This window comes from Variovorax sp. KBW07 (assembly GCF_003852515.1).
GTDB lineage: Bacteria > Pseudomonadota > Gammaproteobacteria > Burkholderiales > Burkholderiaceae_C > Variovorax.
This window is the reverse complement of record NZ_QAJK01000023.1, coordinates 1-8077: the sequence shown is the minus strand read 5'-3', so window position 1 is coordinate 8077 and position 8077 is coordinate 1. Positions and strand designations below refer to the sequence as shown.

Annotated in this window: 8 protein-coding genes; 6 read left to right on the top strand and 2 right to left on the bottom strand. The window is 67.4% G+C overall.

Annotated elements, in window-relative coordinates; genetic code table 11:
* Window positions 1-191: 191 nt before the first annotated feature.
* Window positions 192-944, bottom strand: coding sequence for a response regulator transcription factor (locus tag DBV14_RS04515; protein ID WP_124458009.1), 753 nt, complete (start codon window positions 942-944; stop codon window positions 192-194).
* A 443-nt stretch (window positions 945-1387) separates the two neighbouring features.
* Between DBV14_RS04515 and DBV14_RS04510 the strand changes: the two genes are divergently transcribed.
* From DBV14_RS04510 to mtgA, 5 genes are all read left to right on the top strand, one after another.
* On the top strand, window positions 1388-1981 hold the full coding sequence (locus DBV14_RS04510; RefSeq protein ID WP_124458008.1) for a YqiA/YcfP family alpha/beta fold hydrolase: 594 nt from the start codon (window positions 1388-1390) through the stop codon (window positions 1979-1981).
* Window positions 1982-2110: 129 nt separating this feature from the next.
* Complete coding sequence (locus tag DBV14_RS04505) at window positions 2111-4186, top strand: ribonuclease catalytic domain-containing protein (protein ID WP_124458007.1); 2076 nt, start codon at window positions 2111-2113, stop codon at window positions 4184-4186.
* Window positions 4187-4235: 49 nt separating this feature from the next.
* A complete protein-coding gene (locus DBV14_RS04500) occupies window positions 4236-5087 on the top strand; it encodes an energy transducer TonB (protein ID WP_124458006.1) in 852 nt (283 codons plus the stop codon).
* Window positions 5088-5101: 14 nt separating this feature from the next.
* On the top strand, window positions 5102-5950 hold the full coding sequence (aroE, locus tag DBV14_RS04495) for a shikimate dehydrogenase (protein ID WP_124458005.1): 849 nt from the start codon (window positions 5102-5104) through the stop codon (window positions 5948-5950).
* A complete protein-coding gene (mtgA, locus tag DBV14_RS04490; protein WP_124458004.1) occupies window positions 5947-6690 on the top strand; it encodes a monofunctional biosynthetic peptidoglycan transglycosylase in 744 nt (247 codons plus the stop codon). The genes aroE and mtgA overlap by 4 nt, the downstream gene beginning before the upstream one ends.
* Here mtgA and DBV14_RS04485 read toward each other — a convergent pair.
* Window positions 6656-7078, bottom strand: coding sequence for a DUF2809 domain-containing protein (locus DBV14_RS04485; protein ID WP_124458003.1), 423 nt, complete (start codon window positions 7076-7078; stop codon window positions 6656-6658). The two genes, mtgA and DBV14_RS04485, sit on opposite strands and share 35 nt — an antisense overlap.
* 9 nt (window positions 7079-7087) lie before the next feature.
* Here DBV14_RS04485 and DBV14_RS04480 point away from each other — a divergent pair, with 9 nt between their 5' ends.
* Window positions 7088-7999: a 1-acyl-sn-glycerol-3-phosphate acyltransferase gene (locus tag DBV14_RS04480; protein ID WP_124458002.1), complete on the top strand. Its 912-nt coding sequence runs from the start codon at window positions 7088-7090 to the stop codon at window positions 7997-7999.
* The last annotated feature ends 78 nt before the right edge of the window (window positions 8000-8077 follow it).

Below are 8077 nucleotides of genomic sequence, written 5' to 3'. Positions count from 1 at the left end.
TGGTGTACCGCTGATCAACGACCACTCTGATGACGCTCACGCGGATGGTGTGCTCTGCGCAGCGAAATAAAGGAGGAGCGAAGCGGGGGACATTCGCGGAGCAGAGCACACCGTCGGCGTGAGCGGCGCCCTGAAGAACAGCAGCCGCCGAACCAGACACAACGCGACGAACAGAAGAACAGCGCTTCATTTCAGCCCGGATGAGACAACAGCCCCAGACGCGTCGCCTCGAAAACCGCCTCGCTCTTGGAATGCACCGCCAGCTTTCCGTACAGATTCTTGATGTGCGTCTGCACCGTGTGCACGCTCAGCCCCTTCAGCCGCGCGATCTCGGCGTATGAGAAGCCACGGGCGATCAGCGTCAGCACCTCGTGTTCGCGCGCCGACAACAGCCCGCGATCGGTTTCTTCGGCCGCGGCCTCCGGTGCCGCGCCCGGCGCAACGGCCGCACCCGGGATCACCGCTGACTGCAGGCTGCGGTACTTCGCCAGCACCCGCCGCGCGATCATCGGAGAGATCGGCGATGCGCCGGCCTTCATCTCCACGATCGTCTGCGCAATGTCTTCGGGCGCCGCGTCCTTGTGGATGTAGCCCACCGCGCCAGCCTCGATGCTGGCCAGCACGTTCTCTTCGTCGCCGAAGACCGACACCACCAGCGGCTCGCAGCCGGGAAAGCGGGCCACCGCATCGCGGATCACGTCCAGGCCGGTGCCGTCGGGCATGCCCAGGTCGACCAGCAGCACATCGGGAATCGTGACCGTGCGGGCCAGCCAGGCCAATGCCTCCTGCACCGTGCCTGCGCTGCCGAGCCAGAAGAGGCGCGGGCTGCGCTGCACGCTGGCCTCGAAAAAGGCGCGTGCGCGGCTGTCGTCTTCGACGACCAGCACGCCCCATCGGCGCGGCAATCCGTCGTCTTGAGCCTCAGTGTTCATGGCCACGAGCATAAGCCGCGACGCGCGAACCAAACCCCGGTGCACATCCCTTGTTCATGGGATGCATCCCGCGCGCCACGCCACGACACTTGCGCCGCCTTTTTGAACATGGATTCCGACCCGGCGCGACAGCGTGAAGCCCTCCACGCCGACCGGCATTGCAAGATGCCAGCGCCGATGCGGGCTTCATTCAGTAACCCGAACGTAGGCTTCCTGCATCGCGTTGGTCACAGCTTGAATACTTTCGGATATCAAGCGTGCGGCCTGCACCGTACAGAGGGCAAGCAAGGCGCCCGCGCTCCACAAGTCTCGCTAAGCTATCGCTTTCTCGAGAGACCCCGCCATGCGGGGTTTTGTACGTTGGAAGAAGCCTCGCGCGCACAGACCTCATGCAAAATTACCTGGTCCCGGCAAGCGGGGTGCAGCATCGTCGGCACCTCCAGTTTTCTCCTCGCATGGATCCGCAAACCACCCACCTGTTGTACCTGCACGGCTTTCGTTCCTCGCCTCGTTCGACCAAGGCCCGGCTCGTCGCGGAACGCGTGGCGCGCCGCCATCCCGACCTGCAGTGGTGGTGCCCGCAACTGCCGCCTTCGCCGCACGATGCCATCGACATGGTGATGAAGGGCATTGCCGACTGGCCGCGCAAATCGATGGCCGTCGTCGGTTCGTCGCTGGGCGGTTTCTATGCCACCTACGTGGCCGGCATGACGCGCTGCCGCGCCGTACTGCTCAACCCCGCCGTACACCCGGCACGCGACCTCACGCGCTACATCGGCGACCAGACCGTGTGGCACGACCCGGCCGAGCATTTCTACTTTCGCCCCGAATACATCCACGAGCTGCGCGCCATGGAAGTCGGCGCGCTCACGCGGCCCGAGCGCGTCTTCGCCATCATCGCCAAGGGCGACGAGGCGCTCGACTGGCACGAAATGTCGGCGCGCTACCCCGACAGCAACATCAAGCTGCTCGAAGGCGGCGACCACGCGCTGTCCGATTTCGAAAAAGCCCATCTCGACGACGTGATGGCGTTCATCAACCCCGTCTGAGAAGCCGCGACCACCGCGGAACCGGCTTCGCCGGGCCGCAGGTGTTGCCCCCGGCAGGGGGAAGGAGGCCACACCAAGTGGGCAAGCCTGGGGGCGAGCCCATGACTCGGCGTGGGAGAATCCGCCTCTATGTTTGTATTGTTTGAAGAAGCCGGCAAGTACCTCGGCGGCCGCGTGCTGTCGGAGGCCGAAGCATCGGCGCAGGTCGAGCTCGAAACCGGCAAGCGCGTCAAGGTCAAGGGCGCCAACATCGTCTTGCGTTTCGAAAAACCGTCGCCCGCCGAGCTGATCGCCGAGGCGCGCACGCTCTCTGCCGCCATGGACCTCGACCTCGCCTGGGAATTCGCGGCCGAGGGGGAATTCGGCTTTGCCGATCTCGCGGCCGACTACTACAGCGACAAGCCCTCGCTGGCGCAGCAGGCCGCCGCGCTGTTCGCGCTGTTCGAGGCGCCGCACTACTTCCGCCGCGCGGGCAAGGGGCGCTTCAAGAAGGCGCCGGCCGAAATCGTGCAGCAGGCGCTGGCCGCCATCGAGAAGAAGAAGGCCGTCCAGGCGCAGATCGTCGAATGGGCCGGGCAACTGGCCGAGGGCGTGTGCCCGCCGCCGATCCGCGAGCAGCTCTACAAGATCCTGTTCAAGCCCGACAAGAACGCGCCCGAATACAAGGCCGTGGTCGATGCCGCGCGCGCCACGCAGCGCCCGCCGCTCGAGCTGCTGGAACGCGCCGGCGCCATCGATTCGCCTTACCAGTTCCACTGGCGCCGCTTCCTGTTCGAGAACTTCCCCAAGGGCACCGGCTTTCCGGCGCTCGCGGCACCGGCCATCGTGGACGACCTGCCCGTGGCCACCGGCGTGCAGGCCTTCTCGATCGACGATTCGCAGACCACCGAAATCGACGATGCGCTGTCGGTGCAGGGCCTGGGCAGCGGCACCGTCACCGTGGGCATCCACATTGCGGCACCGGCCCTGGCGTTGACGCCGGGCAGCGCCATCGACAACGTGGCGCGTGCGCGCATGTCGACGGTCTACATGCCGGGCTACAAGATCACCATGCTGCCCGACGAGGTGGTCAACACCTACACGCTGCTCGAAGGCGGCGACCGCCCGGCCGTGTCGCTCTACGCGCGCTTCGACGAAGCCACGCTCGAGCTGCAGGGCACCGAGACCAAGCTGGAGCGCGTGCCTATCGTGGTCAACCTGCGGCACGACCAGCTCGACGCCGTCGTCACGCAGCCCTGGCTCGAAGACGCCTCGGTAACCAGCGACAACACGCCCGAAGCCGCGGCCAGCCTGCGCGCCCCGCTGTCTTTCCTGTTCCGCCTTGCGAAGCAGCTCAAGGCACAGCGCGAAGTGGTGCGCGGCAAGCCCGAGAACTTCAACCGGCCCGACTACAACTTCCGCCTCGTCGGCAACGACGGCAACGAACCCACCGGCAACGAGCAGGTGCAGATCAGCACGCGCCAGCGCGGCGCACCGCTCGACCTGATCGTGTCCGAGGCCATGATCCTGGCCAACAGCAGCTGGGGCGGCTGGCTCGGCGAGCTCGGCGTGCCGGGCCTGTACCGCAGCCAGGCCAGCCTGGCGCCCGGCATCAAGGTGCGCATGGGCACGCGCGCGCTGCCGCATGCCGGCCTGGGCGTGAAGAGCTATGCCTGGAGCACCTCTCCGCTGCGCCGCTACACCGACCTGGTGAACCAGTGGCAGATCATCGCGGCCGCGCGCCACGGCAAGACCGCCGCGCTGGCCGCGCCGTTCAAGCCCAAGGACGCCGACCTGTTCTCGATTCTTTCGGGCTTCGACGCGGCCTATGCCACGTACAACGCCTACCAGGGCGGCATGGAACGCTTCTGGACGCTCAAGTACCTGCAGCAGCAGGGCATCACCGAGCTCGAGGCCACGGTCATCAAGGACATCCCCAACGGCGCGCTGGTGCGTGCCGAAACGCTGCCGCTGGTGTTCCCGGTGGCGGGCCAGCAGGAACGCGGTGCGCGCCTGCGTGTGAAGCTCGGCGAGATCGACGAAATTGCGCTCGACGTGAGCGGCACCGTGCTCGAACGCCTCGACACGCCGAAGGCCAATGCCGACGGCGACGGCGCCGCTGCCGACGACAGCGGTGAAGACGAAGAAGAAGTGGTTGCGGGCCCCATCGCCATTGCCGTCGACCTGACCGACAGCGAGGCCGCGCCCGAAAATACGCCTGCATGAACTCCGGCGAGTCGTCCTGAGAAATGCGGCCCCTGGAGGAGTTTCGAGAATGAACTTCAAGGACCTCAGCACGCTGCAGATTGCACTGGGCGTGTCGGTCATTGCGCATGCCGCCCTGCTCGCGGTGCGCTTCGTCGATCCTGAATCGTTCAACCGGGTCTTCAGCGAAACGCCGCTCGAAGTGATCCTGGTCAACAGCAAGACCAACGACAAGCCGGACCCCGCCGCCAAGGTGATGGCACAGACCTCGCTCGCGGGCGGCGGCGACCTCGACAAGGGCCGTGCCACCAGCCCGCTGCCGCCGTCAAGCTTCACCTCGGTCGGCGACTCGTTCGAAGATTCCCGGCGCCAGGTCGAGGCCATGCAGGCCCAGCAGATGCAGATGCTGGCGCAGCTCAAGCGCGAACTGGCCGCCATGCCCGTGCCCGATCCGCGCGCCGCGGGCGAGCCGACCGAGGTTGCCGCACGCGAGGAAAAGCGCCGCCAGATGGTCGAGCTGCTGGCCGAAATAGAGCGCCGCGTGAACGAAGAGAACGCGCGCCCCAAGAAGCGCTACCTGAGCCCCGCGACACGCGAGGCCGCCTACGCCATCTACGTGGACACGCTGCGCCGCCGCATCGAGGTGCGCGGCACCGAGAACTTCCCCACGGCCGCCGGCAAGAAGCTCTATGGCGAGCTGAAGATGACCGTCACCATCAACCACGACGGCACGGTGCTCGACACCGCCGTCGACGAAAGCTCGGGCGACGTGACGCTCGATCGCCGCGCCCAGGCCATCGTTCGCAGCATCGGCAGCTTCGGCAAGTTCACCGACGCGATGCGCAAGCAGACCGACCAGATCGTGCTGCAGTCGCGCTTCAAGTTCACGCGCGACGAGACCATCGAACTCTCGTCGCAGTAGGAAAGCAAGGCGCCATGGACCTGTACTGCGTAATGGGCAACCCCGTCGAGCACAGCCGCTCGCCCCGCATCCATGCCCGCTTTGCCGAACTCTGCGGCCAGCAGATGGACTACGGCCGGCGCCTCATTCCTCTCGGCACGTTTGCCGAGGGCATCGAGGCCTTCCGGCGCGAAGCCGCCGAACGCGGCGACAGCGCGCGCGGCTGCAACATCACCGTGCCCTTCAAGTTCGAAGCCGCCGCGCTGGCGCAGCACACCAGCGAGCGCGCACTGCTTGCGCAAGCGGTCAACACGCTGCGCTTCGACGCCGACGGCAACATCCACGCCGACAACACCGACGGCATCGGCCTGGTCAACGACATCGTGCGCAATGCGGGCGTTCCGCTGGCCGGCAAGGCGCTGCTGCTGATCGGCGCGGGCGGTGCCGCCGCGGGCGTGCTCGGCCCGCTGCTCGACGCGGGCGCCGCGCGCGTCGTGGTGGCCAACCGCACCGTCGACAAGGCCGTGACCGTGGTCCGCCGCCATGCCGCGCTGGCACTGCGCCATGGCGCCACGCTCGAAGCCTGGGCACTCGACGAAGTGCCGGGCAGCTTCGACGTGGTGGTCAACGCCACCGCCTCCAGCCTGGCGGGCGATGCGGTGCCGGTGAACGCCTCGGTGCTTCGCTCCGGCGGGCTCGCGGTCGACATGATGTACGGCCCCGCCGCCGCCGGGTTCATGGCCTGGGCCGAAGCACACGGCGCCGCCGCGCGCGACGGGCTCGGCATGCTGGTCGAGCAGGCGGCCGAGTCGTTCGAGATCTGGCGCGGCGTGCGCCCGCCTTCGGCGCAGGTGCTGGCCGAGCTGCGCGCCGAGCTCAAATGAAAGCCGTGCTGCGCCTGATCGCCTGCCTCGTGGTGGCGGGCCTGGCGCTCGAGCTTTTCTTCGTGGCCCGCATCGCGGCCATGGCGGTGATCGATCCGCAAAGCACCACCTTCCAGCGCTCCGAAGCCTGGCAGATCGCCACCCACCAGGGCAGTGGCGGCGGCTGGCGCCAGGAGTGGGTGCCGTATGCGCGGATCAACGACACGCTCAAGCGCGCCGTCATTGCCAGCGAAGACGCCGGCTTCGTCGACCACAACGGCGTGGAGTGGGAAGCCATCGAACGCGCGCGCCAGCGCAACGCCAAGGCCGAAGAGCTGGCCGCCAAGCGCACCGCGCGGGCCGTGGCGCGTGGCAAGCCGGCGCAGCCGGTGCGGCTGCGCGGCGGCTCGACCATTACCCAGCAGCTCGCCAAGAACCTGCTGCTGTCCGGCGAACGCACCATGCTGCGCAAGGGCCAGGAGCTGGTTCTGGCCACGCTGCTCGAGGTGCTGCTCGACAAGCGGCGCATTCTGGAGATCTACCTCAACAACGTCGAATGGGGCGAAGGCGTGTTCGGCGCCGAAGCGGCGTCGCAGTACTACTTCAAGAAGCCCGCATCGCGCCTGAGCGCCAACGAGGCGGCGCGCCTCGCGGTGATGCTGCCGAGCCCCAAGTTCTTCGAGCGCCGGCCCGGCTCGCCCTACCTGAGCGGGCGGGCGTCGACGGTCATGGCGCGGATGCCCGCGGCCGAGCTGCCCTGAGGCCCTTGCCCCGCAGCAGGCCCTCGATGGCCAGCACCGCGGCAAAGCCGATCATGTAGGCCAGCACGTCCCACCAGTCGGCCGTGCTGCCGAGCACGATGCGCAGTGCGCGGTTCGGAATGTGCAGGTGCAAGGTCGATGCGATGTACTGCCCCAGCTCGACCGCCAGGCCCACGCCCAGCGCGGCCAACGCCAGCGGCAGCACGCGCGCACCGATGACCGTCTTGAAGACGAAATACACCCACACCACGGCCAGCACGTCGCCGAAGAAGCTGCGCACCCAGCCCCAACGCGCGCCGACGGTGGCCAGCAGCACGAGAACAACAAACAGGGCCACCGCCCACGCCAGAGAAAGAGGATCGAAACGCCATCGCATGGCCCGTATCATCGCGCCCATATGCTGGCAAAGCTCACAGGTTGGTTGTTGTTGGGAATCGTCCGGTTGCTGACAGGCGCTCAGGCGCGCTGGTACGGCTGCCCACCGAAGGCCGAACAGCGCATCTATTTCGCCAATCACCAGAGCCACGCCGACCTCGTGATGATCTGGGCGGCCCTGCCCGAGGAGCTGCGCAGCATCACGCGGCCGATTGCGGCACGCGACTATTGGGCCAACACGCCCGTCAAGCGCTGGATCACGACCGAGGTGTTCAACGCGGTGTATGTGGAGCGTGCGGCGACGGCGCCAGCGGCTCCCGTGGCACCAGCGGCGCAAGGCGATGCATCGATGGTGGCGGCCCCCGCCGTCGCGGCCGATGTTCCTCCGGCACCACCGGCCGCAAGCGCGCGTGAACGCGAGCGCATCGAGCCGTCGATGGAGCCGTTGCTTCCGATGTCGTTGCCCTTCGCCGATACGTCCGCCGAAGTGATGAACGAGGTGCAAGGGCAGCTCGACCTTCCCGCACCGCCGCCGCCTCCCCCACCGCCGCCCGCGCCTGAACCCGTGGCGACGGAGCCGGCACCGCCTGCGGCCGACGCCCCGCCGGTCGCTGATCCGCTGGCCCCGTTGATCGAAGCCTTGCGCAGCGGCGACTCGATCATCATCTTTCCCGAGGGCACGCGCGGCCACACGGGCGAGCCGCAAAAATTCAAGTCGGGCCTGTACGCACTGGCAACGATGTTCCCCGAGGTGGTGCTGGTCCCCGCGTGGATCGACAACGTGCAGCGCGTGATGCCCAAGGGCGAGATCGTGCCCGTGCCCATCCTCTGCTCGGTCACTTTCGGCGCGCCTCTTCGTGTCGAAGAAGGCGAAGAGCGCCGGCCTTTCCTCGATCGCGCGCGCGCCGCGGTGATCGCATTGCGCGACGTCTGAAATGAAATTCTGCTGTTCTGGTCGTCGTGTTTTGCGTTTGTGTGCCGCTGTTCGGGGCGACGCTCACGCCGACGGTGT

What these genes read in the sequence shown, in the direction of transcription:
- DBV14_RS04510 (WP_124458008.1), top strand. Translation starts at nt 1,388, where the DNA reads ATGGATCCGCAAACCACCCACCTGTTGTACCTGCACGGCTTTCGTTCC.
- DBV14_RS04500 (WP_124458006.1), top strand. Translation starts at nt 4,236, where the DNA reads ATGAACTTCAAGGACCTCAGCACGCTGCAGATTGCACTGGGCGTGTCG.
- DBV14_RS04485 (WP_124458003.1), bottom strand. Translation starts at nt 7,078, where the DNA reads ATGATACGGGCCATGCGATGGCGTTTCGATCCTCTTTCTCTGGCGTGG.
- DBV14_RS04515 (WP_124458009.1), bottom strand. Translation starts at nt 944, where the DNA reads ATGCTCGTGGCCATGAACACTGAGGCTCAAGACGACGGATTGCCGCGC.
- DBV14_RS04505 (WP_124458007.1), top strand. Translation starts at nt 2,111, where the DNA reads ATGTTTGTATTGTTTGAAGAAGCCGGCAAGTACCTCGGCGGCCGCGTG.
- mtgA (WP_124458004.1), top strand. Translation starts at nt 5,947, where the DNA reads ATGAAAGCCGTGCTGCGCCTGATCGCCTGCCTCGTGGTGGCGGGCCTG.
- DBV14_RS04480 (WP_124458002.1), top strand. Translation starts at nt 7,088, where the DNA reads ATGCTGGCAAAGCTCACAGGTTGGTTGTTGTTGGGAATCGTCCGGTTG.
- aroE (WP_124458005.1), top strand. Translation starts at nt 5,102, where the DNA reads ATGGACCTGTACTGCGTAATGGGCAACCCCGTCGAGCACAGCCGCTCG.